General features: G+C 61.5%; 22 protein-coding genes, 1 tRNA gene and 2 pseudogenes. 15 read left to right on the top strand and 10 right to left on the bottom strand.

Annotation, left to right across the window (positions count from 1 at the left end; translation table 11 throughout):
- A partial coding sequence (locus tag NKJ89_RS33850) for an ATP-dependent DNA ligase (protein WP_352608800.1) occupies nt 1–578 on the top strand: 578 nt, incomplete at its 5' end.
- A gap of 365 nt (nt 579–943) precedes the next feature.
- On the opposite strand, the gene NKJ89_RS33845 is transcribed toward NKJ89_RS33850, so the two are convergent.
- Nucleotides 944–1,195 carry a hypothetical protein gene (locus NKJ89_RS33845; protein WP_502904195.1) on the bottom strand — a complete coding sequence of 84 codons (252 nt, stop codon included), beginning with the start codon at nt 1,193–1,195 and terminating at the stop codon, nt 944–946.
- A 401-nt stretch (nt 1,196–1,596) separates the two neighbouring features.
- On the bottom strand, nt 1,597–2,673 hold the full coding sequence (selD, locus tag NKJ89_RS33840) for a selenide, water dikinase SelD (RefSeq protein WP_352608799.1): 1,077 nt from the start codon (nt 2,671–2,673) through the stop codon (nt 1,597–1,599).
- Between the two features lie 443 nt (nt 2,674–3,116).
- On the opposite strand from selD, the gene fdnG reads away from it, so the two are divergent.
- From fdnG to NKJ89_RS33790, 10 genes and pseudogenes are all read left to right on the top strand, one after another.
- On the top strand, nt 3,117–6,203 hold the full coding sequence (fdnG, locus tag NKJ89_RS33835; protein WP_352608798.1) for a formate dehydrogenase-N subunit alpha: 3,087 nt from the start codon (nt 3,117–3,119) through the stop codon (nt 6,201–6,203).
- 12 nt (nt 6,204–6,215) lie between these two features.
- Nucleotides 6,216–7,166 carry a formate dehydrogenase subunit beta gene (gene fdxH / locus NKJ89_RS33830; protein WP_352608797.1) on the top strand — a complete coding sequence of 317 codons (951 nt, stop codon included), beginning with the start codon at nt 6,216–6,218 and terminating at the stop codon, nt 7,164–7,166.
- Nucleotides 7,153–7,851: a formate dehydrogenase subunit gamma gene (locus tag NKJ89_RS33825; protein ID WP_352608796.1), complete on the top strand. Its 699-nt coding sequence runs from the start codon at nt 7,153–7,155 to the stop codon at nt 7,849–7,851. The genes fdxH and NKJ89_RS33825 overlap by 14 nt, the downstream gene beginning before the upstream one ends.
- A gap of 114 nt (nt 7,852–7,965) precedes the next feature.
- On the top strand, nt 7,966–8,886 hold the full coding sequence (gene fdhE, locus NKJ89_RS33820; protein WP_352608795.1) for a formate dehydrogenase accessory protein FdhE: 921 nt from the start codon (nt 7,966–7,968) through the stop codon (nt 8,884–8,886).
- A gap of 7 nt (nt 8,887–8,893) precedes the next feature.
- Nucleotides 8,894–10,315 (top strand): L-seryl-tRNA(Sec) selenium transferase, encoded by a 1,422-nt coding sequence (gene selA / locus NKJ89_RS33815; RefSeq protein ID WP_352608794.1) that lies wholly within the window; start codon nt 8,894–8,896, stop codon nt 10,313–10,315.
- Nucleotides 10,302–11,090: a tetratricopeptide repeat protein gene (locus NKJ89_RS33810; protein ID WP_352608793.1), complete on the top strand. Its 789-nt coding sequence runs from the start codon at nt 10,302–10,304 to the stop codon at nt 11,088–11,090. The genes selA and NKJ89_RS33810 overlap by 14 nt, the downstream gene beginning before the upstream one ends.
- Nucleotides 11,087–12,922, top strand: a pseudogene (gene selB, locus NKJ89_RS33805) (selenocysteine-specific translation elongation factor); the annotation flags it as partial. The gene NKJ89_RS33810 and the pseudogene selB, both read left to right, overlap by 4 nt.
- A gap of 123 nt (nt 12,923–13,045) precedes the next feature.
- Nucleotides 13,046–13,141: transfer RNA gene (locus tag NKJ89_RS33800), tRNA-Sec, on the top strand.
- 15 nt (nt 13,142–13,156) lie between these two features.
- Complete coding sequence (locus NKJ89_RS33795) at nt 13,157–13,612, top strand: hypothetical protein (RefSeq protein WP_352608792.1); 456 nt, start codon at nt 13,157–13,159, stop codon at nt 13,610–13,612.
- 614 nt (nt 13,613–14,226) lie between these two features.
- On the top strand, nt 14,227–14,901 hold the full coding sequence (locus NKJ89_RS33790; protein ID WP_352608791.1) for a protein-L-isoaspartate(D-aspartate) O-methyltransferase: 675 nt from the start codon (nt 14,227–14,229) through the stop codon (nt 14,899–14,901).
- Between the two features lie 397 nt (nt 14,902–15,298).
- Here the strand turns inward: NKJ89_RS33790 and NKJ89_RS33785 are convergent, their stop codons facing one another.
- Together NKJ89_RS33785 and NKJ89_RS33780 are read right to left on the bottom strand one after the other, a co-directional pair.
- On the bottom strand, nt 15,299–15,610 hold the full coding sequence (locus tag NKJ89_RS33785) for a DUF3303 domain-containing protein (RefSeq protein ID WP_352608790.1): 312 nt from the start codon (nt 15,608–15,610) through the stop codon (nt 15,299–15,301).
- Nucleotides 15,561–16,431: pseudogene (locus NKJ89_RS33780) on the bottom strand (DUF1194 domain-containing protein). Before NKJ89_RS33780 ends, NKJ89_RS33785 begins: the two are co-directional and overlap by 50 nt.
- Nucleotides 16,432–16,792: 361 nt before the next feature.
- Here NKJ89_RS33780 and NKJ89_RS33775 point away from each other — a divergent pair.
- Nucleotides 16,793–17,260 (top strand): hypothetical protein, encoded by a 468-nt coding sequence (locus NKJ89_RS33775; RefSeq protein WP_352608789.1) that lies wholly within the window; start codon nt 16,793–16,795, stop codon nt 17,258–17,260.
- A gap of 191 nt (nt 17,261–17,451) precedes the next feature.
- Here NKJ89_RS33775 and NKJ89_RS33770 read toward each other — a convergent pair whose 3' ends face one another.
- The 4 genes from NKJ89_RS33770 to NKJ89_RS33755 all read right to left on the bottom strand — a co-directional run bounded on the left by NKJ89_RS33770 (nt 17,452) and on the right by NKJ89_RS33755 (nt 20,174).
- Complete coding sequence (locus tag NKJ89_RS33770; RefSeq protein WP_352608788.1) at nt 17,452–17,829, bottom strand: hypothetical protein; 378 nt, start codon at nt 17,827–17,829, stop codon at nt 17,452–17,454.
- Between the two features lie 103 nt (nt 17,830–17,932).
- Nucleotides 17,933–18,277 carry a YybH family protein gene (locus NKJ89_RS33765; protein WP_352487110.1) on the bottom strand — a complete coding sequence of 115 codons (345 nt, stop codon included), beginning with the start codon at nt 18,275–18,277 and terminating at the stop codon, nt 17,933–17,935.
- 18 nt (nt 18,278–18,295) lie between these two features.
- Nucleotides 18,296–18,979, bottom strand: coding sequence for a DUF1194 domain-containing protein (locus tag NKJ89_RS33760; protein ID WP_023762440.1), 684 nt, complete (start codon nt 18,977–18,979; stop codon nt 18,296–18,298).
- Between the two features lie 211 nt (nt 18,980–19,190).
- Nucleotides 19,191–20,174, bottom strand: coding sequence for a DMT family transporter (locus NKJ89_RS33755; protein ID WP_352608787.1), 984 nt, complete (start codon nt 20,172–20,174; stop codon nt 19,191–19,193).
- Nucleotides 20,175–20,636: 462 nt separating this feature from the next.
- Here NKJ89_RS33755 and NKJ89_RS33750 point away from each other — a divergent pair, with 462 nt between their 5' ends.
- From NKJ89_RS33750 to NKJ89_RS33740, 3 genes are all read left to right on the top strand, one after another.
- Complete coding sequence (locus tag NKJ89_RS33750; RefSeq protein ID WP_352608786.1) at nt 20,637–20,978, top strand: hypothetical protein; 342 nt, start codon at nt 20,637–20,639, stop codon at nt 20,976–20,978.
- A complete protein-coding gene (locus NKJ89_RS33745) occupies nt 20,975–22,117 on the top strand; it encodes a helix-turn-helix transcriptional regulator (RefSeq protein ID WP_352608785.1) in 1,143 nt (380 codons plus the stop codon). The genes NKJ89_RS33750 and NKJ89_RS33745 overlap by 4 nt, the downstream gene beginning before the upstream one ends.
- A 101-nt stretch (nt 22,118–22,218) precedes the next feature.
- On the top strand, nt 22,219–23,103 hold the full coding sequence (locus NKJ89_RS33740) for a hypothetical protein (RefSeq protein WP_352608784.1): 885 nt from the start codon (nt 22,219–22,221) through the stop codon (nt 23,101–23,103).
- A 10-nt stretch (nt 23,104–23,113) separates the two neighbouring features.
- On the opposite strand, the gene NKJ89_RS33735 is transcribed toward NKJ89_RS33740, so the two are convergent.
- The gene (locus tag NKJ89_RS33735; RefSeq protein WP_352608783.1) at nt 23,114–23,626 is read right to left on the bottom strand and encodes an OmpA family protein; all 513 of its coding nucleotides are present in this window, start codon (nt 23,624–23,626) and stop codon (nt 23,114–23,116) included.
- A gap of 10 nt (nt 23,627–23,636) precedes the next feature.
- Nucleotides 23,637–24,296, bottom strand: coding sequence for a L,D-transpeptidase (locus NKJ89_RS33730; RefSeq protein WP_031261187.1), 660 nt, complete (start codon nt 24,294–24,296; stop codon nt 23,637–23,639).
- Nucleotides 24,297–24,745 lie beyond the last annotated feature (449 nt).

Here is a 24,745-nt window from a genome sequence, read left to right as displayed (position 1 = left end):
CTTGCGTCCATCGCCGGTCTCCTTCCCGGCCAACAGAATCCCGCTTGGTTACCAGAGCGTTAACGATTCATGATTCCGCCCTGTGGTTCTACCTAACGCAGATCATCATCGATCAAGGCGGCGTGCGTCTTTACAGCAAAAACGGCCGTGACTGGACCACGAAATACTGGCCCATCGCGCTGGCTGTCGAGCTGCCATGCCGGGCTGCCATTATCGACGGCGAGGTCATGGTGCCAGGCGAGCAGGGCGCTCCCGATTGCCCTGCGCTGGAAGCCGCGATCTGGAACGAACCGAGCCGGCTGGTGTTCGTCGCGTTCGACATCCTCCATCTCGACGGTCGCAATCTAGGCTCCTTGCCGCTGCTGGCACGCAAGCAGGCGCTGTGGCAACTGGTTGAGCATGGCCTCGGCAAGCTCCAGTACAGCGAGTATTTCGAGGGCAGTGCGCTAGCGATTTTCCGCGTCATCGAAAAAATGGGGCTCGAAAGCATTATCTCGAAGCGCGCCGATAGCCGCTACAGGAGCGGACCCTCGAATACATGGCTGAAGGCAAATTGCTTCGAGGCACCCGATTTCTAAGTGACCGAAGCGAGGCGGCCGCGATAGGTCAGCGTCGCATCCATGTCGGCAGCAGGAACCGAACCGGACATCTTCGAAGTCCTGACGCATCTGCCTTACTCAACGATCTCGTCGAGAGATCTCGTAGTAACGCTTAAGAAGGGTGCGTCTCGGCCGGCTTCATCGCCCCAGTCTTGACCGCGAGGCTGCGGCTCGCCGCAACAGCGCCACGATCCGCTCCGCTCGCTGCATCATTTCGTAGCCGGTGAGTTGATACCGAGCGACAGAAATTCGCTGGGCGGCTATGGCCACCATTTCACCGACTTCGCCTATGCCCCGCTCCAGCTTGTCGATTACGTCATCGAGCGCCGGCAACCAGGAGCCGATCAGATTGGCGTTGTAGCTTGTCCGGAAGAAGCGTTCGGTGCCGCGAAACAGGCGCTGTGGTCGTGCCAGCCCAGTCCCTTGCCGGTGCGGAAGGCCTGCCGCACCTTCTCCCCGTCGAGCCACAGCGCCAAGACGACCTCGAACGCACCGGCTATGAAGGCGGGGCTGTCCTCGTTGACGAAGACCTGCTCCTGCTCGGGGCTGAGGTAGAAGCTGTCGCCCGCCTCGTCATATTCGACATAGCCGGCCACCGTCTGCGCCGACAGCCGTCGCGGACCAACCGCTCCTGCGCCCGGCCGATTCGGTACTCCGCCGATAGACGCGACCGCCGCTTGGACATCGACACTGAACAGCGGTGATAAGCTTTCGGGTGGGAGCGGGGGATCGGTCGCCTCAGGGCGCCCGCGACATCGCGATGAGCGTCACGTCGCGGTGGTTCACGGGTGTGACCATGGCGAGCACGCGTTCCGAACGCATGGCCAAGTGGAACGATTCTCCGGATAGAGGAGCTGATGTTTCCGCAGCGTTCGCCGCCAATCCAGCGTGGACAGGGCAGGCGGCGTCTTTGCCTGCCGATCCAGTGGTGGCAGGAGGTGGAGTGCCGCGAACTGGAGGGCGCACCCCGTCATCTGGCGGGAAGCGGAGCGGTCGTTCAGGCCTCTACTACTATTGTCGGCGCGCCGGGCCTGGCATGGCCGATGATGCGAGCCGAAGGATAGCCGTCCGCGACGATCCTCTCAACGAGCGCCGCTGCGCGGTCGGTCTCGCAAGCAACCAGCAACCCGCCCGAAGTCTGTGGATCCGTGAGAAGATGGCGTCGCCAGTCGGGCATGCCGGGAGGTAAGCTTATCGCGTCGCCATAACTCGCCCAGTTGCGCCGCGATGCGCCGGTAACGTGGCCGTCGACCGTGAGCGAGGCAGCTTCGGAAAAGAGCGGCACGTCGTGGCTGCAAATTATGAGCGTGCACCCGGAACCGCGTGCCATCTCGAGGGCATGTCCGAGCAAGCCAAATCCGGTCACGTCGGTTACGGCGTGGACGCTCGCGTCCTGCGCCAGTTCCGATCCGATCCGGTTGAGAAGGGTGGTGGAGGCGATCATTTCGCGATAGCCGCTCTCGGAAAGCGCCTGCTTCTTGATGGCGGCGGAATAGATGCCGACGCCGAGCCCTTTCGTCAGGATCAAGGCGTCGCCCGGTCTGGCGTCAGAATTGCGTCGGATGTCCTCGGGTCGGCAGGTGCCGATGACTGCAAGGCCGTAAATCGGCTCCGGCGAGTCGATTGAGTGGCCGCCGGCAACCGGGATTCCGGCGTCGGCGCAGACAGCTTCGCCACCTCTGAGGATTTCGCGGACGATGACCGTCGGGATCTTGTCGAGAGGCATGCCGAGAATGGCCAACGCCATGATCGGCCGGCCACCCATCGCATAGATATCGGACAGGGCGTTGGTCGCGGCAATCCGACCAAAATCGTAGGGGTCATCTACCATAGGCATGAAGAAGTCGGTGGTTGCAATGACGCAAGTCGCGCTGTCGAGTTGCCAAACTGCCGCATCGTCCCCGGTCTCCGTGCCGACGAGAAGTTGATGATAGGGGCTGGCAGCCGTCGGATCGGCGAGAAGCTGCTGCAGCACTGACGGCGCCAGCTTGCAGCCGCAACCGCCGCCATGGGCGAGGCTGGTCAGGCGCACAACGGGCGCTTTGGTGATTTCAGGCGAGAGGGCGATTGCCATGATCGTCTAGCCTCCTCTGCTAGCACGCTTTAGTGGGGATCAAAGTCAACCGGCATGGAAAATAAGATCGCCCAACGCATGGCACGTTTGGAGCACGCTTGCTTTCAGCGGATTTCGTTGAGTTAGGAAAGCCATGGGCCCTATCCGGCGTGCGAGGCATCGCCGTCATTGGGTATCGATCGAAAGGCGCCCCGACCCGCGGGAGCTGTTTCATCGCCACGCCTTACTCTATGGCAATGCGTTCATTTTCGTCAATCGCAGTCGCGGTCACAATGCCGATTTGCGGGCACAAACCTGTTGCAGGAAGGCGGTTCGGAGGGGCACTTTTGCTGCACCGTACGCGCCTTGTTCCTTGGCATTGATTTTATTTGGTCCGACACTAGTTAGTCGGATTGACCGTTGGTTCGAGTTGCCTTGTGGGGCATCGGCTTCGGGAGGAACCCATGAACATCAATCTTTCTCGACGCGCGTTCCTGCAAACAGCAGGCGCGGGTGTCGCCGGTACTTCGCTTGGAGCTCTCGGCTTCGGCGATAGCGAGGCCGCACACGCGGCGGCTATACGGCCGTTCAAGCTCGCGAACACCACCGAAACACGCAACACCTGTCCATACTGCTCGGTGGCTTGCGGCATAATCTTGTATTCGAAGGGCGATCTCAGAAAGGGCGAGCCGGCCGAGATCACCCATATCGAGGGGGACACTGATCATCCGACCAATCGCGGCACCTTGTGCCCCAAAGGGTCGGCCCTGCTCGGATTTGTCAAGTCGCCGACCCGTCTGCAACATCCGATGATCCGCAGACCCGGCTCGGACAAGTTCGAGCCGATAAGCTGGGAAGACGCGCTCGGCCGCATCGCCCGCCTTATGAAGGACGATCGCGACAAGAACTTCGTCGCGACGAACAATGACGGCGTGACGGTCAACCGGTGGATCACCACCGGCTTCCTCGCCGCCTCGGCTTCGACCAATGAAACCGCGTTCGCGACCTACAAGGTGGTCCGCAGCGCGGGCATGCTGGTGTTCGACAACCAGGCACGTGTCTGACACGGCCCGACGGTGGCGAGTCTCGCCCCAACATTCGGCCGCGGCGCAATGACCAATTCCTGGACCGACATCAAGAACACGGATCTCGTCGTCATCATGGGCGGCAATGCCGCGGAAGCGCATCCTTGCGGCTTCAAATGGGTCACAGAGGCGAAGGCCAACCGCGGCGCCAAGCTCATCGTCGTCGACCCGCGCTTTACGCGCTCGGCTTCGGTGTCGGATATTTACGCGCCGATCCGCCAGGGAACGGACATCGCCTTCCTGCTCGGGCTGATCAACTACTGCATCCAGAACGATAAGGTGCAATGGGAGTATCTGAAGGCCTTCACCAACGCGACGTATGTCGTCAAGGAGGGCTTCACCTATCAGGACGGCCTCTTCTCCGGCTATAACGAGGCGAAGCGAGACTATGACAAGTCCAGTTGGGACTATAACTTAGGCCCGGACGGCTTTGCCGTTGTCGACGCGACATTGGCCAATCCCCGCTGCGTCTGGAATCTGCTCAAAAAGCATGTCGCGGTCTACACGCCGGAAATGGTCGAGCGCATCTGCGGCACACCGAAGGACCGCTTCCTGAAGGTGGCCGCGATGGTGGCCGAGACGTCGTCTCCGACCAAGGCGATGACCTCGATGTACGCGCTCGGCTGGACCCAGCACTCGAAGGGCTCGCAGAACATCCGCGCCATGGCGATGCTGCAGCTTGTTCTCGGTAACATTGGTATACGCGGCGGCGGCATGAACGCGCTTCGCGGTCACTCCAACATCCAGGGGCTGACCGACCTCGGGCTGATGTCGAACCTGCTGCCCGGTTATCTGACGCTGCCGACCGAGAAGGAGGTCGATCTGGCAGCCTACATGTCGACCCGAGGCTTCAAGCCGCTCCGGCCGAACCAGATGAGCTACTGGCAGAACTACAGGAAGTTCTTCGTAAGCTTCCAAAAGTCAATGTGGGGCAACGCGGCAACGCCGGAGAACGGCTTCGCCTATGACTACCTGCCGAAGCTCGATCTGCCGGGCTATGATCTGCTGCGGGCTTTCGAGCTGATGCACCAGGGCAAGATGAACGGCTATTTCTGCCAGGGCTTCAATCCGCTACAGGCAGCTCCGAACAAGAAGAAGGTGATCGAGTCCCTCTCGAAGCTCAAATACCTGGTCATCATGGATCCGTTGGACACCGAGACGGGCCGGTTCTGGGAGAACCACGGGCCGTACAACGATGTCGATCCGTCGCAGATTCAGACGGAAGTCTACCAGCTTCCCTCCACCTGCTTCGCTGAGGACGACGGCTCGCTGGTCAATTCGGGGCGCTGGCTGCAGTGGCATTGGGCCGGCGGCACGCCGCCCGGCGAGGCCAAACGCGATACCTGGATTATGGCGCAGCTCTATCTGCGCCTGAAGGAGCTCTACACCAAGGAAGGTGGCGCCTTCGCGGATCCGATCGTTAAGCTCAACTGGCCTTATGCCGATCCCGGCGATCCGAAGGCCGAGGAGCTTGCCCAGGAGATCAATGGCAGGGCGCTCGCGAGGGTAACCGACACGGCCGACCCGACAAAAGTGCTGGCCGAGGCCGGAAAGCTCTTGCCGGGCTTCGCCGCGCTGCGCGACGACGGCTCCACCTCCTGCGGCTGCTGGATCTATTCCGGCTGCTTCAACGAGAACGGCAACAACATGGCCAGGCGGGACACCACCGATCCTGACGAAACCGGCGCCTATTCCAAATGGGCGTTCTCATGGCCTGCCAACCGTCGCATTCTCTACAACAGGGCGTCGGCTGACCTCACCGGAAAGGCTTGGGATCCAAGCCGCAAGGTGATTGAATGGGACGGCACGAAATGGTCAGGCTACGATGTCCCCGACATCTTGCCAACGGCAAAGCCCGATCAAGTAGGCCCGTTCATCATGAATCCGGAAGGCGTCTCGCGCCTCTTTACCCGAGGCATGATGCGCGACGGACCATTCCCGGCGCACTACGAGCCATTCGAGTCGCCCATCGCGAACCCGATAGCTCCCAAAGTCCGCGGCAACCCCGCAGCGCGGGTGTTCGAAGGCGATATGGCCCAGTTCGCCGAATCGGCTTCGCAGGAGTTTCCCTACGCGGCGACCTCCTACCGACTGACCGAGCATTTCCACTTCTGGACCAAGCACGTCATCACCAATGCGGTGATGCAGCCGGAGTTTTTCGTGGAAATTTCGGAACAGCTTGCGGCCGAGAAAGGCATCACCAAAGGCGGCTGGGTGCGCGTCTGGTCGAAGCGCGGTTCCGTTGTGGCGAAGGCCATGGTGACCAAACGGATCAGGCCGCTCACCTGCGATGGCAAGACCGTCCACATCGTCGGAATACCGCTGCACTGGGGCTTCACGGGAGCGGCAAAGAAAGGCTTTGGCCCCAACATGCTCACCCCCTTTGTCGGCGACGCCAACATCGAGACGCCGGAATACAAGGCGTTCCTTGTCAACATCGAGCCCGTCGCCGGGCCGGTAGCGTAGGAGGAGTAAGCGATGTTTCCTCCACTTCCAAATCCTTCGACGACGGATACCGCACCGCGTTTTTCCGACAAGGACCTCATCCGCCGCTCTGCCTCGACGGTTCCCGCGCCCGAGCAGCAATTGACGGAAGTCGCCAAGCTCATCGATGTTTCGAAATGCATCGGCTGCAAGGCATGCCAGACGGCCTGCATCGAATGGAACGACACGCATCCGGAGATCGGCCTCAATGCCGGCGTCTATGAGAATCCTGCCGATCTCACGCCGGACATGTTCACGCTGATGCGCTACAGCGAATGGGACAATCCCGAGACCAACGAACTCGAATGGCTGATCCGCAAGGATGGCTGTATGCATTGTGCTGATCCGGGCTGCCTCAAGGCTTGTCCGGCACCAGGCGCCATAGTGCAGTATTCGAACGGCATCGTCGATTTCGTCCATGAGAACTGCATCGGCTGCGGCTATTGCATCAAGGGTTGCCCGTTCAACATTCCGCGCATCTCCAAAGTCGATCACACGGCCTACAAATGCACGCTCTGCTCCGACCGCGTGGCTGTCGGCCAGGGGCCGGCCTGCGCCAAGGCCTGTCCGACCCAGGCGATCGTGTTCGGCACGAAAGACGAGATGAAAAAGCACGCCGACGGCCGCATCAAGGACCTGAAATCGCGCGGCTATTCGAATGCCGGCCTCTACGATCCGCCCGGCGTCGGAGGAACGCATGTGATGTATGTGCTGCACCACGCCGACCAGCCGGAGCTCTATTCGGGTCTGCCGAAGGAGCCGAAGATCAGTCCGCTGGTGGAGGCGTGGAAGGGCGTGACCAAATATGCCGGCCTCACCATTCTCGGCGTGGCGGCCGGCGTCGGCCTGCTTCACCATCTGGTCATGGGACCGAACCGGGTCTCCGAGACGGATGAGGAGCACGCCGAACAGCTGACGGAAGGCAACAACGATGGCCGCGCATGACGTGAAGTCGAACGAGCAAGTACATCCCGGCAAGCCAGTCATCGTGGACCGCTACACGGTGGGCGCGCGGATCAACCATTGGATCACGGCGGCCAGCCTGATCCTGCTCGCCTTGTCCGGCCTTGCCATGTTTCACCCGAGCCTGTTCTTCCTGTCGCGGCTGTTTGGCGGCGGCCAGTTCACGCGCTTCATTCACCCATGGATCGGCGTCTTGCTCTTCGTTAGCTTCCTTGGGCTTTTCCTTCGGTTCTGGAAGGCCAATTTGTGGATGCCCGAGGACGGAACGTGGCTCGCCCGTTTCCGTGACGTATTGTCCAATCACGAGGACAACGTCCCCGAAGTCGGCAAGTACAACGCCGGCCAGAAGCTCGTCTTCTGGTCAATGTCGATCCTCATCATCATCCTGATTTCGAGCGGCGTCGTCATCTGGCAACAATATTTCGCCGCTTACACCACGATCGGCCAGCAGCGGGTAGCGCTGCTTGTTCATTCGATCGCTGCCGTGGCGATCATCGGCGTCTGGATTATTCATTTCTACTCGGCCATCTGGGTACGCGGCACCATTCCCGCCATGACGCGCGGACGGGTGACCGGCGGCTGGGCGTGGCGGCATCATCGCAAATGGCTGCGTGAACTGATCGCAGGCAAGCCGAACGGACGTTCGGGATCGAATCCCGCCGAATGACCAGGTATTTGTTTTTACGCAATTCCGGACGGAAAACCGGTATACACTTTTCGTGGAATTGCTCTGGAGCAGTATCAAGCCGACCACGTGGCCCGTGAGGTTCGTGAGGTTGAAATGCCAAGGCAACAAGATCCGTCACGCCCTGACCCGACTGTAATCGGCGAAGTCTCGGCCCCACCCTTTGCGCGCGTGCCTGATCCGCGGACCTTGTTCATTCGCCGCTCCGAGCGATTGATTGTGTTGGCGGATGACCACCAGCTCGGCCCCTATCTCCGCTTCCTCGCCGCACTGACGGATGCGCAGCACCGCATCCAGGACGGCTTGCCGGAGATCGAATTGCCGACCGCGGAGGCGCGCGAGCGCGCACGAATCTTCGGTATGCCGCCGCTCGATCGCAACCAATTCACTTCGGATGCCGCCCTTGGAATGACACTCGGCCGCCTGTTCGAAGTGGCAGCCACGATCGAAAAACCCGAAGCGGCCGCAGCCGCCTTGGGCAGGCTGGTAAACATCGATGCGTCGGGGGTCGATTCCATGGTGCGCAATGTGCTCACCGATGCGATCCCAATCAAAGCGCTTGCCGAGCATGTCTATGTTGCGGCCGCGCTGCAGGTTCACTTCGCCCGCCTCGCGGCATGTCTCGACAGCTCGAAGCTCGTTGCGGTTGCCGACGGCGCCTGTCCGGCCTGCGGCGGGCCGCCCGTATCCTCGATCATCGTCGGCTGGCACGGCGCACATGGGGCGCGGTTCTGCGCCTGCGCGCTGTGTGGAACATTGTGGAACCACGTCCGCATCAAATGTACGCTGTGCGGCTCGACCAAGGGGATAGGCTATCAGGAAATCGAGGGAGGTCCTGGCACGGTCAAGGCCGAGACCTGCGATGCATGCGGCTGCTACGCAAAGATCCTGTACCAATACAAGGATCCGGCTCTCGATCCAGTCGCCGACGACGTGGCGACGCTCGGCCTCGACCTGCTCGTCCGCGAGGGCGGCCATCGCCGCGGATCGTTCAATCCGTTCCTTGTTGGCTATTGAGGATGCGATGACCACTTCATCCGCAAACCCTTTGCGCAATCTTCCGTCGGTCGACCACGTGCTGAGGACCCCGCTGGCGGCGGCCGCAATCGAGCGCTTCGGGCGGCAGGCCGCGACGGAGGCCATTCGCCGGGCCCTCGCCGATGCACGAATGGCCTCCCGCAATGCCGGAGCCGTCGTGCCGGAGGCGAACGATGTTGCCGGCGACGCGCTCGGGCAGCTCAGGGACGGCGAACGCTCTTCCCTGCGTCCCGTTTTCAACCTGACCGGAACGGTGCTGCATACCAATCTCGGACGAGCTCTCCTCGCGAAAGAGGCGGTCGAAGCTGTTCGGCTGGCGATGCGCGCAGCGGTGGCTCTCGAATTCGATGTCGAGAAAGGCGAGCGCGGCGAACGGGACGATCATCTTGGATCGCTCGTTTGCGAGCTGACCGGAGCCGAGGATGCAACCGTCGTCAACAACAATGCGGCTGCCGTCCTTCTCGTCCTCAACACGCTGGCGCTCGGTCGCGAAGCGATCGTTTCGCGAGGCGAGTTGATCGAGATCGGCGGCTCTTTCCGGATGCCCGAGATCATGACGCGCGCCGGCGCCAGACTTGTCGAGGTCGGCACCACCAATCGCACGCATCGCAAAGACTATGTCGCGGCGATCGGCCCGGAGACCGGGCTCATCCTCAAGGTGCACACATCGAACTATCGGGTCGAAGGGTTCACGTCCGAGATCCGGGCACCCGAGCTCGCTTCAATCGCCAAGGAGCATGGGATACCGCTGGTCCATGATCTCGGTTCGGGCACGCTGGTCGATCTAGCCCGCTACGGCCTTGGGCGCGAGACGACCGTGCGCGAGGCGGTCGCCGAAGGCGCCGATCTCGTCACATTCTCCGGCGACAAGCTGCTTGGCGGTCCGCAGGGGGGGTTCATCGTCGGCAGCAGGGACCTGCTCGCAGCGATCAGCCGCAACCCGATGAAGCGGGCGCTCAGGGTCGACAAGCTTCGTTTGGCCGCGCTCGAGGCGACGTTGAAGCTCTACCGCGACCCCGACCGCCTGGCCGAGCGCCTGCCGACGCTAAGGCTGCTGGCGCGCCCGGTGAGGGAGATTGCAGCGCAGGCAAAGCGCCTTGTTCCCCTGGTTGCTGACGCCGTGGGCGAAGCCTTTGCGGTCGACAAGGTGGAGTGCCGGAGCCAAGTCGGGTCCGGCGCGCTGCCGCTCGAAACTGTGCCAAGCGCTGGGCTTGCTCTCAAGCCTCGCTCAGGGAGCAGCCGGGCGCTCGAAGCGCTTGCGGCTGCGCTGCGCGGGCTGGGCGTCCCCGTCATCGGGCGCATCGAAAGCCAGGCGCTCGTGCTCGATTTGCGCTGCCTGGAAGACGAGGCGAACTTCGTCGCCAATCTAGCCGGCTTAAATCTGGGAGGAACCGATGCGCTGGCTTGACCGCCTTTCGCGCCGCCCAGTCGAGACGCCTATGGCCGCACGCATGACCGAGGCCCTCGAAGCCGCTCGGCGAGGCGATCATGCCGTGGCTCTCTCCATATGGGAACCGCTGGCTCACCAGGGCGTCGCCCGCGCTCAGAACAATGTCGGCGCCTGCTTCGCCGAAGGGCTCGGCGTCGAGCGTGACGCGGATATGGCGTTTCGCTGGCTGGCGCTCGCCGCCGAGGCAGGAGATCCTGTCGGGCAAAGGAACCTGGCGTCGCTTTATTTCCGCGGCGAAGGCGTTCAGCAGGACTTTCGCCGGGCGGCGGAACTCTATCGGGCTGCAGCGGAAACTGGCGACGGACTGGCGCAGGACATGCTGAGCTGGATGCTGCTGGAGGGCGAAGTGATGGCTCCCGATGCCGGCGAGGCGCGACGCTGGGCGCTTGCCGCGGCCGATCGGGGCATCGCATCCGCGATGACCCGGATTGGCATGCTTTATCACAATGCGCTCGGCGTGCCGCGCGATCCGCACGAGGCTGTCCGCTGGTGGCGTCGTGCTGCCATGCGAGGAGACGCCGAAGGGCAGGCAATGCTCGGCGCCGCCTGCCATCTTGGCACGGGCGTGCCGACCGACGCGGTCGAGGCGCTGGCCTGGCTCCTGCGTGCCGAGGCAGGCGGCAGCGCCCTTGCCCGCCGCTATCTGGCTGCGGTGCGGGCCGAATTGAGCGCGGGCGATGCCGCCGAGGCCGAGCGCCGCGCCGCCGCGCCGTTGCCGGAGATCGCATCATGATCGTCGGCACGGCGGGACATGTCGATCATGGCAAAACCGCGCTGGTGCATGCGCTGACCGGTATAAACACCGATCGTTTGCAGGACGAAAAGACACGCGGCATGACCATCGATCTCGGCTTCGCCTATTTGCCGGTGCCGGGCGGGGATAGCATCGGTTTCGTCGATGTTCCCGGGCACGAGCGTTTCGTACACACGATGCTCGCCGGCGCCAGCGGCATCGACTTCGTGTTGCTCGTGGTGGCTGCCGATGACGGCGTCATGCCGCAAACCCGGGAGCATCTCGCCATCATCGATCTGCTCGGTGTCAAGCGCGGCGCCGTCCTGCTTACCAAATGCGATCTGGCCGGTCCCGAGCATCGCAATGCGGTAGCGAGTGATATCCGCTCGGTGCTTGCCGGGACGATGCTTGCCGAGGCCCACCTGATTCCCGTCTCGGTCGTTACAGGCGAAGGTATCGATGAACTGAGGTATCTCTTGTTCGAGGAGGCGTCGCATCTTGCCCGGCGTGCAGTTTCGGGCCGTTTTCGATTAGCGGTGGACCGCTCGTTCACGCTGCGCGGCGTGGGCACCGTCGTGACCGGCACCGTGCTTTCGGGTTCTCTCGGTATTGGAGACAACGTGGTCGTAAGCCCGTCGGGATTGCTTGCGCGGGTTCGATCGATCCACGCCCAGAACCGGCCGGCTGAACGTGGTCGGGCGGGAGACCGCTGTGCGCTCAATCTGACCGGCGAAAGGGTTTGCAAGGAGGCGATCCGGCGCGGCGACGTGATTGTCGATCCGAAGCTTCACGCGCCGACGGACCGGATTGATGCAAGCCTTCGCGTTCTGCCGGATGAACGCAAGCCGATCGGCCAATGGTTTCCGGTGCGGCTCCACCATGCCGCGACGGACGTCGGGGCACGCATCGTACTCCTCGCAGACGAACCGATCGGGCCTGGCGGCACGGCCAATGTTCAATTGGTGCTGGACAGTCCGATCGCGGCCGCTGCCGGCGACGTTTACGTGGTGCGCGACACCTCCGCGCAGCGAACCATCGGCGGCGGACATTTTCTCGATCTGCGGGCACCCAGCCGCAAACGCCGCGCGCCGGAACGGCTGATCCAACTCGATGCCCATGCGCTGTTGGCGCCCAAACTGGCCGCCGCCGCACTCCTTGATGCGCCGCCCCACTATTTCGACCTGAAGGCTTTCGCGCGCGACAGGGCGCTTAGTGACTGCGAGACGGAGGGCCTGATCGATCAACTCGGGCTTGTCCGTTTTGCCGTCGGAGAAATGGTTCTCGTGCTGTCGCCGGAGCGCTGGTTGCGATTCAAGCGCGACTTGGCCGCGACCCTGGTGGCCTTCCATGCCGACAATCCGGATTTGCCGGGCGTAGGAATGGAGAGACTGCGTATTGGGCTTGATCCACGTCTGCCGGCGCCCGCTTTCACGGCAGTTCTGCGGAGCCTTTCGCACGCTGGAGAAGTTGCCTTGGACGGCGCCTGGGCGCGGCTGCCCGGTCATGAGGCGCACCTGACGGCAAAGGATGAAACTTTCTGGCTGCAAATCCAGCCTCTCATCGGCGGACCCGAACGGTTCCATCCGCCGAGAGTGTGGGATATTGCCGAGGTGCTGGGCGCGCCGGAGACGGAAATCCGGCGGCTTCTGAAGCTTGCCGGCCGCATGGGGAAGGTCCATGAGGTCGCTCATGACCACTTCTTCCAGTGCGAGGCGTTGGCGCAGATCGTGGAGATCGCGCGCGACCTCGCTGCGTCGATGCCCACAGACGAGTTCACCGCTGCTCAATTTCGTGATCGCATGGGCAGCGGACGCAAGGTCGCCATCCATATCCTCGAATTTCTCGATCGGCACGGCGTGACGCTGCGGCGGGGAGACTTGCGCCGCCTGAACAGGCGCAAGCTGGACCTGTTCCGCCTGACAGGCGAGGGTGAGCCGCCGACGGCGCAAATTTCTGGAGGAGCATCGCCCCCGGTGGGGCGTCCGGACTTCAAATCCGGGAGGGGCCGCGAGTCGGTCTCTGGTGGGTTCGACTCCCACTCTCTTCCGCCATCCTGGTGAGCCAAGATGAACCCGACGGCTTCCTATCTGAACGACCTGAAAACGACGGCTGAGACCGCCAGGACAACCGAGGCAAGCTTCAGGCGACAAGCGGCCAATCAGATCGCGGTTCTGGAACAGGAGCGCGCTTTCGCCTTCAGGCGGCTCAACCTCATGCAGGCGATCTCGGACGCCGTGGCCTCGGCCGAAAGTGAGGAGATCGCCGTGGCCAGCGCTTTGGCCGTCCTGCGCTTGCGGCTCGGCTGGAGTGCGGACAGCGAGGCGCGCACGGAAGCGATCACGCATTTTGGCCCAGTTGCGCTTGCGTTGTTCCAGGCCGCGAAGCCACCCGAGGACGAACCCGCCACCACTATCGGCGAGGCCCTTGCGATTTTTGAGCATTGGTACTCCGAATCCCGGGGATCGCCGTTCTGGCTGCTGTTCGAGCACCAGATCGTGGACACGCCGCTGGTCGATTTTTGACCGCGCCGGACTTTTCGGCGTACGCGGACGTGAAAGCAAAGAGCGGAACGTCGCTTTTTTGCCGACGACACGATGCGGAAATCGGCGCCTCGGTCACCGCCGCAAGCAGCTGCTTTGGGCGCGGACGCCGCAATGCGTTCACTCCCATGACATAGGAGCCATATTACGAACTTATGTCGTCGAGGTTCACAAATTGACGGGCTACCTGTTGAGGCTCCACACCTACTGCATGTCGCGATCAACGATGCAGCCCTAGCCACTGTCGTGCGTTCCCCACGGAGACTGGCACTATTGTCGGGACAGCCCTTATGCTCCGCGCTGTTTGCCAGGGGAGATCTTCTGCACGACAGAAGAACCGGCTTTTCTCTCAGCGGCAAGAAACTTCCACCACATTCGCCAATCGGCCTGTGACATGTGGATTTAGTCGTCGGCGTCGAAGAACTCGATGTCCGCGCCGAGAATCTCGGCGGCGGCACTGGCCTCTGCGGAGCGTCAGCCTTCCTGCTTCCAGGCCCGGGCCCGCCACTTCGAGCGCACACCGAGGATCGCCTTTCGATTCGCGACAGTGGTAGACTGTACCTGGCAGCAGGCTGGTTGGAGAAAGCCCCACCGTCATGAAACCGATGACCGAAGAGCACCTTGCGATTTTACGCAGGCACATGGTCGAGATGATTGCGATCCATGCCGACCTTGCAAGCGAAGAACTCGGCAAAGCAACGCTCGATGAGCGGGTGATGGCATCGATGCGGCGGATCCCGCGGCATCTTTTCGTACCAGCCCAGGTCGCGTCCTATGCCTACCAGGACATGCCGCTGCCGATCGGCTTCGACAAGACCGTCTCGCAGCCCTTCATTGTCGCTCTGATGACCGATCTCCTTGCTCCCCAACCGCACGAGGCAGTGCTCGAGATCGGCACCGGCCTGGGCTATCAAACCGCAATTCTTGCGGAGCTCGCCGGGCAAGTTTGGAGCGTCGAAATCATCGAGGAATTCGCAAGCCATGCCGAGACTCTCCTGCAGGGCCTCGGCTTCTCCAATGTCGGCATTCGTGTCGGAGACGGGTCTCGCGGCTGGCCCGAGCACGCCCCATTCGACAAGATCCTGGTTAGCGTGGCGGCTGAGCGGACGCCGCCGGCTTTGCTGAACCAGCTCAAGCCAGGGGGACGCCTTGTTCTGCCTTTGGCGTCTGAAGACGCACAGTTTCTGACTGTCATCGACAAGGACGTGGCAGGGCAACTCAAGACTCGGAAACTCATCCCCGTTCGGTTCAGCCGGCTCGAAACCGTCTAATGAGGACCGCGCAACTGACGCAACCGCGCTTTCCGACCGTCAACCGGATGCCAGCCTTCCGCATTTCTTCGCCCATGGTGACGCAAAGAAAAGATCCGTCTCGGCCAGCGACGACAGGCAAGTGATTGGGCGCCAGGGTGTGACATGGCGGATCGATTGCAAACTTTCTGGTTACCGGCCCTGTGGCAAAGAACGCTCGACCATTTTCGGAGGGGTGCTTTGCCATTCGCCGGTGACGCAGTGATTGCTGCGCGGCGGAAGCCGAACGCTAAAGCGAATGGTCTACTGACACCGAGTAGGCGTTGAGGACAAACCCAGACGAGTTGCGCTAACTCGGTTGGTCCGAGCTTGCAGAATCCCATGTCCGAAATGACGGGCAGGATGCGAATGCTCCACCTCACGAAGGAAGTTCATCCCGCCATTTGATAGCTTCCATCTCGACGCGAACCGCGTCCTGAACGTCGATGACCTGATGCACTTCGAATTGGAACGCCGGGAAGATCGAACACATTTTGTGCATTAGCAGCGGGTCATCTGCCTCGAACAGCATGCTGCCACCCCATTCGCCAACCCGCACCACGAAGGCATGCACCTTGATTTCGCTGGGTATTTCCCAGTGCTGAAAGAGCTTCAGGATGCGCTTTTGGACGTTCTCGTATTCAATCGCCGATCCCTGTGGCCGCTCGTTCCAATTTACGAGGTATTTCATAATCTCCTCCCTCAATCTCGTGTGACATCATCGGCTTTGTTCGGTTTCTTGTCTGCGGGAGCCGTCGGTCCTCGTCTGTTGCCGCTCCTCGTGCGCGAAGGAAGAATCGGGTCGGGTCAAGTGCCGGTTTCGACGCCGCAAAATCGAACGCCGTAGACATCACCGCTCCCGCAGGGTGTCGCCGCTGATAGGTCTCGATCTGTTGCAGACCGCCCGCGCGGCCGACAAGTCCGGGACGAGCCCCGCTTGAGAGGAATGCCACTTCTCTCGCTAGCTTATATGTGATTGCCTGCCGAAATTCGGCGGCGCTGTTGGCGGTAACCATGAAGGAGCCCGGTCCTCCGATAACGTGCCGCTCGTAATATTCCGGAATAGTCTCGCCATTTTCAACGTCGTGGCCAATTGGCAGGCCATTAATCACGATCGCTTTCTGCAGCGCTCTCCGGCGGCTATCCTCAACTGGAAATCCGTCATTGTTTGTTCCGTCGCCGGAGATGTCGATGATCCTGTTTGTCAAAGGCGTCGACAGATACATCGATGGCGTACGAGATCGATGTTTTCGAGCCATGCGGACCGCTGTGCTTCCGTTCTGAGTCATCCCGAATGGCTCCCGCGATGAAAGACGCGTCATGCGCATCGGACAGGATCGCCCAATCCAATCGTGTCTCCGAAGTGCCCGCGCTCGACCATTCGAGGTAGGTGACGGCGACCTTGCCTTGTGGACCCTCCTTGATCACCTCCAGCACGTCGGTTGATTCCAAGGCAGATGCGTAGCCCTCCCGCTCCAAGGCTGCCTCGCTCTGGTTGATGGAACCCGACATATCGGCCGCAAGAACGATCGCGACGTCGACTTCATCGGCTGATGGCATGAGAAGCCACTTCTCGTGAGTCTCGCAGGGGCAAGGCTTCTCGACATGAGAAACACCAGGCGCGGGCTGGCCCACGATCAGTGGAACTGTGCTCAACAGTCCCATGCCAAGAACTGTAGACAAGGGTTGCATCTCAATTATCCTTGGGCAGACCGTCCGGTCTTCCGAGACCGTTGACTCCCACGAGCGCGTCGATTCGAGGCACTGTTCCTAGAAGGCCTTTGCCAATTGGTGTGTGAGCGGCTTCGCCTTCCCGAGGGCGCAACGCCCTTCAGCTTCTCGCTCAAAGGATAGCCCTTCGTAGGGACTGCTCATGACCCATTTGGGTCATGAGCAGAAAAAAGGCGCGCCGGAGAATTCGAACCTCACAGTGGACGAATCCAAGAGCGGCGCACGGAAAACTCAGGCGCCGGTCTATGCCGCTAGGATTTCGCTCGACCAGAACCTTCATGACGGGATTGATGCGGGCGCTGGGTTACTATTGACGCAATTGGCGACGCCTTCGCGGAGACGGCGTTTCCGATGGAATGCCGCGATGGAGGCGGTGACTGAACTTACAGGGAGCGCTGGCACAGGGCCACCTGCGGGGCCTACCGCACAGCGTTTCTATGCCGGGAGCCCGGTTGGATCGGTGATCGGCGGAAAGCTTTCCAACTCGATCGGCTCCGCGAGCGCCGCTCTGAACCTCGGCGCTGTCGTGCTCCTGATTTGCCCAGTCATTCTATGTTTCTTCCGCGGTATCGTTGCTGGCCAGAATCGGCTGGCTGTTTCATCGATATAGCGCGAGAACACCGGGCCAAGGATAAGCGTGCCACCCCAACTATGGGCCGGACTTGCGCCCCGAGTTCGGTTGTTCAAGTCGATATTGGCCGGGCTTCATTGTTGACGCTCTTGCTGCCATTTCCCGGTGTCAGGTCGGCCTATCCCGCGCCCCGCCAGCGGCCGCAGGCCACACAGTCGGGACCAGCCCAGTCAGGCCGAAATGATCGACCACAGCTGCGTCACCCCCATCGCGAGAACGAGGATGACGGTTACTCCGATGAACAGCGCCGTAGGTATCTGCTTCAGGTGAGCGCCGAAGCGGCTGCCCGAGAAGTCGTCGACCGCATCGTCCAGCATCGCTTTTAAGTCATCCATGGCGGCCTTGGCTGCCAAGACCCCATAAACGGTGATTGCGACCACAATCGTCGCGAGCGCGAACCTGGCGGCTAATCCCGCTGATGGTGCGTACGCCAGTATCGCGAACATAGTCGCGATACTGGCGAAAAAAACGATAGCATAGGTCTGCGTCAGATGGGCAAGCCGCGCCGCCGCCGCCGCCAGGTATTGATCAATGGTGAGTTTCGCCATGTGCTCCTCCGGCAGGTGACTCGGTACCGAGCTGCAAATGTACCCCACGAAATTGGCGAGGGTCTCTGATTGGCCATGAGGCGCCCGCCATCCAAGGCTACCTTCATTTCCCGGGATCGAAGTTCCATATGTCCCGGTAGAGTTTCCAGCCGCCGTCCGGTCCTTTCTTCCAGACCACCACATACTTGCCGGCGGCATCCACCAGCTTCGAATCCTTGCCCGGTGCCTTGAGGGAGAAAGTCCCGGACTCGTATGCAAGATCTCGGCATTCCTGGACTTCAAGCGTGGTGAGCGCGAGCTCCGATATGCCCATATCGATCGCGCCCTGCCATAGCTTCTGGATATTCTGGCGGCCGTCGACCCGCGCCATATCTGGCGGGAATGCGGCCGCATCATCCGCGTACTTCGATGCGACCCCGGCTGCATCCTTACTGTTGTATGCCTTCACGAACTCGGCACAATCATTTCATCCTCCCGTGTTCCAGTCTCTAGTTACTCGCTGTTTGTATGTTATCACGTTCATACCGATCTCGATGACCAGCTTGCGGCGAAGGGCAGCTGCGTAGTCGCGCGGCCCCGTCAGCGATATGGCGAAAGCTTGGGAGCCGCCGATGACGGACCGGGCGAAGTAGGTTGCCAGTGGTTGCTTGGGATCCTCCTCGTCCGGCGGAATCGCTATCGCGTTGATCGTGTATCCCTTGTCAATGGCGTTCTGCCTGCTCGGCTGAACGGGAAGCCCGTCGTTGTTCTCGCCGTTGGAGGAGATGTCGATCACCTTCCTCATCGCGTTTCCCGGAAACCGATCAAGCAGAAGGCTTCCAACGTCGATGGCCGCCGAAACCGATGTTCCGCCCCGGCCGCGACGGATATAGCCGGTGTCGCCGCTCGTTCTGATCACCGCCGCGGCTGCCTTGGCATCTTCCAATCCGCAGATACGGGTCCAGGGCAGCACGGTGCGAGCGTGGCCGACGCTTGACCATTCAAAATATGCCACGCCGATGCAGCCAAGGTAGTTGTCGGAGATGGCGCCGATGATCTCGGGCGAGGTGAGTGCTGCGGCATGGCCCTCGCGTTGCAGGTCGGCGGTCCTGGGGTCGATCGACGACGAGAAATCCACGGCGAACACGACCGCGACGTCTACATTCAGCATCGCCCCATCGACGTTGGCACTATGTGCCGTCGGACACCAAAACGCCGCGGCTGTGAGCGTTGCCAGTCTCAGCAATGAATTGGCCCGCTGTCCCGGGTCCGAGTGAGACCTGGACCTCGAATCCTGATGATGGCGCCCGACCATGTTACCCAGCTCAAAGACAGACCGTTTTCGACGCGCCCGACCACGGCTGGCAGGATTAGTGAGGGCGTTACCGGGAAGGGTCATGGAATGCCTCCTCGTGACCTGGATTGGCGGTGGCAGGAGTGCCCCAGCCCCCCGGGGCGGCTCCAAAGGCGTCGAGAGCGCTGGGGTCAGTTCGCAAGGGCAGGCGTGCCATCGGCATGCGGTTCGACATCGCGACCGAAAGAATCGATCCGAGAATGATCGCGGCGCCCAACGCGCCGACGGCAGAAGACCGCTCGCCGAGGAAGATCGCCGCAGCCATCGCGCCGAAGACGCTTTCGGCGCTGACGATCACGGCGGCATGGCTGGCGGAGGTGAAGCGCAGGGCGGCAATCAGTATGCCGAAGGCGAGCGCGGTGGAGAAAACCCCGAGCACCAAGAGTTCGGGGGCAGCTTCGGAAGCCGCTGTGAATGAGAGGTTGCCGTGCACCGCCCCGAGCGGAAGGGCGAAGGCTGCTAAGCCGAGGAACTGTGCGGCCGCGGCCGTGAGCGGACGCGCATGGGCCTGCATGTGTCGGCCAAGCTCGACCGTCCAGAGCGCATAGCAGCCGGCCGACAGGATGGCGGTGAGATCGCCGCCGCTGAAACCGGCGATCCCGCCTGACAGAAGCAGGCAGCCGATCACGGTCGATCCGGCGGCGAGTATGAGACCCGCCGTTGGACGTTCGCCGGTGAGCAGCCAGGCGGCCAGCGGCGTGATCACCGTTGCCGTGCTGATCAGGAAGCTTGCATTCGTGACCGTGGCGCCGAGATAGCAGAGCTGCTGGAGCACGAGGGAGACGGCAAACAGCGCGACCACCCGGACCAGACTGGAAAAATGGCCGGCGCCGGCAGGCACTCGCCGTTCGGTCAGGACGAAGGGTAGCACAAGCAGTCCGCCAATCAGGCAGCGCAGGCCAACGGCGCTCAGCGCATCGAGGTGATCGAGCACGGTCTTTTGCGCCACATTCCCGAAGCCCCACAGAGCGGCGGCAAACAGGAGAAGCAAGTTGGCCGTGAGCTTCGACATTCGCCGCCCCCCGGAGCCCAACCTGGGCTAGGTTCAGTAGTCTTGGCAAAGCTTCTGTTGTTGGGCCGGATGTCGTCAGAGCAGCCATCATGGCGCTCAGCTTCTCGTCCCGGCCGACTAATAGAGGAGGATACTCCCCCGACAGAATGGCTCATGACCCAAACGGGTCATGAGTGGAAAAAGACCCGGCGCTGAAGTTAACTTCAGTAAGTCGCCCGCCGGAAATAGAGCGGCCTAAACCGAATAAAGGCATGTAAAAGCTGGACAGAAAAATAAAAAAGGCGCAACCTTCAAATACTTAATGGGGGTTGAGGGGACAACCCCTGAGTAGTATTGGCCAAATTATCAACTGAAAGTGGCTACCCTTTCTGGATAGTGGCTACCGATTCTGGATACGAATTGGGGATTCGGTGGATTATTTGCCGTAGTGCCATAGGCAACAGTCTGTGGGGGAGGTGTTTTGTGTCTCCAGCGTTCGATTTTGCTGTCATCCAAGACTGTCAGGTCGAAGCAGCGCTTGATCCGACCCGGCGGGATAAAGCGATGGCGCGGGCAGCGAAGGCCACCGGAAGCCTCGGCGCGTTGCCTTTCGATGTCCACGATCTTTTGCCGATCCTGCCGCGCGCACGCTCGGCGTCTCGCGCAATTGAGACTCATGCCAATGGCTGGCGGATTGAAACCGATGGGCGTTCCCGCGAGTCCCGGTCCCGAAACGCCAATTTGAGCCTATCCGCAAAGATACGGACCCGGGCAATCGGTCACCTCACGATGATCGCAAGGAAATTCGCGAAGGTGTGGCCATGAAACAGGAGCGGGTAAACAAGGCCGTCGACGCCTGCTACGAGGCGATCCTGACTCCCGAGACCTGGCCTGACGCCCTTCACGGACTGGCGCGCTCGCTCGACGCCGCGTGCGTTATGTTCTATCCGCGCAACCCCGACAGCAGCAGCAATGATCCTCGGAGTCCAAATCGGTCGCTGCTCGAAATGCCGGCCTCGCACGACTACCGAGACCTCTTGCAGGAGTATATTAAGAACAACTGGTTCCTCAACCACTACCGGGCCGAACGAGGACTGCCCCTGCTTGACGCGGGCAGAACCGTGGTCATCGAAGACGACCTGTCCACGAAAGAGGACCGAAGGCGCCTTCGGCAATACAACGAGCTCTACCTGCCTTTCGGATTTCCCGGCTTCGCGATGATTGGCTGCAATGTCGAGGGCGCGCCATGGGCCGTGCCGATGCTGAAAGGCCAGGGTCAGGGCCAGTTCACGCGGGATGACGCGCGATATCTGGAGACGCTGGTTTCCCATTTCCGGCGGCTGATCGCACTGTCCGAGCGCCTGGTCTCCTCGCGGGGCAAGGTCAGCCTCAACGTCCTCGACATCTCGAGCGCCGCGTTCCTCCTGGACTGGCGCGGCCGGGTGGCGCAGCTCAATTCAAGGGCAAGCCAGCTGCTGCACGCGGGGCTCTCGATCACCAACGGGCACCTCCACGCCATGCATCACGAGAGCGACATCGCCCTCCAGCGCGTCATCGGAATCGCCACGCGGACGCGTTCGTCTACGGCGTTGAAGGATATTGGACCGGTCGCCCTCGCCAGGCCTGGCAGCCGCCCGCTGCTCGTCGACGTGCTGCCCAGCATCGGGATCATAGCCGATGCGTTCCAGTATGCGAGCGCCATACTCATCGTGTCGGACCTCGACGAAAGACCTCTACATTCCACGGACCGGCTGCGAAACGCCCTCCGATTAACGGCAGCAGAAGGGCGCGTCGCAAGCCTCTTGAGCGCCGGGCACGATATTGGGACGATCGCGGACACGCTGAAGCTTGCGCGCGAGACGGTTCGCAATCAACTGAAGAGCATATTTTCCAAGACCGAGACCAGCCGACAGGCGGAACTGATGTCTGTGATGTCCAGGATCTATCCCAACCACCCGGGGTGACGGTCCGACCGAACGGAGACCCTAGATCTGCCGATGGCACTCTTTGAGGAAGGAAGTCCGTGGGTACTCCCCGACTTAGGTGCAACGCTAGAATGAGCCGATTGGGGATCGAGGACGGTATCATCGACCGTATCTATGAGGCGGCGATCATTTCGGAGCTGTGGCCGGAAGTACTCGACAATCTAAGCCATGCAATCAGTTCTGCGGGAGGCATTCTGTTTACCGCCAGTGCCGGCGAGATCCGCTGGACCAGTTCTCCCGGCACCGCGGAGTTCATGCGCGCATTTGTTGACGGCGGTTGGGACAAGCGCAATTCGCGGGCGACGTGCTTAGCCCCCATGAAATACCCTGGGTTCGTGCACGACCTCGACATCTTCACCAGAGAAGAGGTCGACCGCGACCCGTTCTACACTGAACTCTGCCGCCCTAAGGGAGTAGGCTGGGCGGCGGGGACCATCATCGATGTCCCCAACGGTGACATGATGGTCTACAGTTTCGACCGTGCCGTCGAGGCCGGACCTTATGACCGCTCCGCTATTGATTTCCTGGACAGCTTGAGGCCGCATCTGGTGCGTGCGGGCATTATGGCGGCTAGGCTTCATTTGGAACGTGCGAAATCAGCCGTCGATACACTTGCCGCAGTCGGATTGCCGGCGGCGGTGCTCCGCGCGGACGGGCGCGTGGTCGCTGCAAACGGGTTGCTTGAGGATCTGACCCTGCACGTGATCATTAGCGCATTCGACCGCGTACATCTTGTCAGCAAAAGAGCAAACGCGTTGTTGGCCGATGGCTTAAGTCACATTGACGAACTGCCTTCGATCGGCGTCTTGTCTTTCGCATCGCTCGGGCTTAACGAGGAAAAAGCGGTGATGCACCTGCTCCCCCTCCGTCGCGCCGCCCATGATATTTTCAACAGTGCAGCCTGCGTCGCCCTCGTTACACCGGTCGGCAAGCTCAATCCGCCGGCGGAGGCGCCCCTTTGGTGACAAGCAGCCCCTACGACTCGTCCCTCTCATCGCGCAAATTAGACACAACGCGGCGGTTCTGCGACCTGCAGGCGGCATCGGGGCAGTCGCGGACGAGCCTGTCCTTGCCGTAGCCTTTGGCCCACATGCGGTTGCGGTCTATGCCGCCGGCGGCGAGGTAGTCCATCACCGCATCGGCGCGCTGCTTCGACAGCGCCGTTTCACTTGCGCCTGGATCGTCGGCGAAACCCTGCAGCTTGAGCAGCCAGCGCGGATGCTTTGCTAACCAGGCGATCTGGGTGTCAAGGGTGGCCTTGGCGACAGAATCGAGCGCGGCCGAACCTTGCGTGAAATAGGTGCGGCGGCCGACATTGAGGATAAAATCCTCCTCGCTGCCCGGCTGCACGTTCTGGAAACCGGCAATCTCGGTGTTGGTGACGTCGGGGGTAGGAGGGGCCAGCGTGTTGCTGGTCGAGCAGGATGCGGCCAGCACCAGCAGGCCGGCGGCGAGCAGCCGGCGTGTGGTTTCAATCATGCGGTTCATGATGCGCCAATCATTCGACAGTGGTGGAAGCGGGCGCCTGGTCGGCGATGTGCGGTAGGACCTCCACTGCGGTGCCGATCGGGCACCGCTGGTAGAGGTCGATGATGTCTTCCGGGAACATGCGGATGCAGCCGCTGGAAGCGTCGGTGCCGATGCTCCATGGCTCCAGCGTGCCATGCAGGCGGTAGCCGATGTCGGCGCCGTCGCGGTACAGATAGAGCGCGCGCGGCCCGAGCGGATTGTTGGACGCGCCGCCTGCGACCATGGGCGGCAGGTCCGGCTTGCGCTTACGCATTTCGGGGGGCGGGACCCATTGCGGCCACAGCGCACGGCGGTCGATCGTCGCGCGGCCGTACCATTTGAAGCCGTCCTTGCCGACGCCGACGCCGTAGCGGATGGCGGTCTTGTTTTCCATGATGAGGTAGAGGAAGTGGTGGCGGGTATCGACCACGACGGTGCCGACCGGCTCGCTGCTGAAATACTTGACGATCTGGCGATGCCATCTCTTGTCGATCTTGGCGAAATTGGTCTTGCGATAGACAAAATTGTTGTCGCTGGCGGCACCGGCGAAAAAGGATTTTGCCGTCGCGGCTTGAACAATATTGCCAGTTGCACCGACCGCGACCAGCGCCAGGCCGCCGAGCACGACACCCCTGCGTGATAAAACCATCGGCAATCCCCCATGCCGTAAGCCTGACGGACCATAGTCGAGAATTATTTCGCCTCAAAGTGGAAAATGCTGCAGTTGGGGCCGGAAGCGGACTGTCAGCTTCTGGCGTCCCAAAAGCGATAGGAGACATTCAAGCAGATGGGATTGTCTCTGCCTGACTCACACACGACAGCCGACATCACGGCTAAGAGGTCGGTTTGCACTAAAACCGAAGTTCCGAAGCATATCTCAACCATCGGATGGAGCGGGATTGGAACCACCGTGAACTCGTGTCCGCGCCGGTTTTCAAATCCGGTGCCTTGGCTAAAGCTTCGTGACTGAACGGATTCATGCGACGCCTTAGGTTATTGCTTCCATCTCGTTTTACTAAAACCGCTGCGCACTTTTGGGCGACATATACTAGTGCCCGGTTCCCGCAGCCTTTTGCCGACGACACTTGACCGCCTCCA

This window comes from Mesorhizobium sp. M0047, assembly GCF_040323315.1.
Classification (GTDB): Bacteria; Pseudomonadota; Alphaproteobacteria; order Rhizobiales; family Rhizobiaceae; genus Mesorhizobium.
The sequence above is the reverse complement of the archived record's forward strand: the minus strand, read 5'-3'. Positions and strand labels throughout refer to the sequence as shown.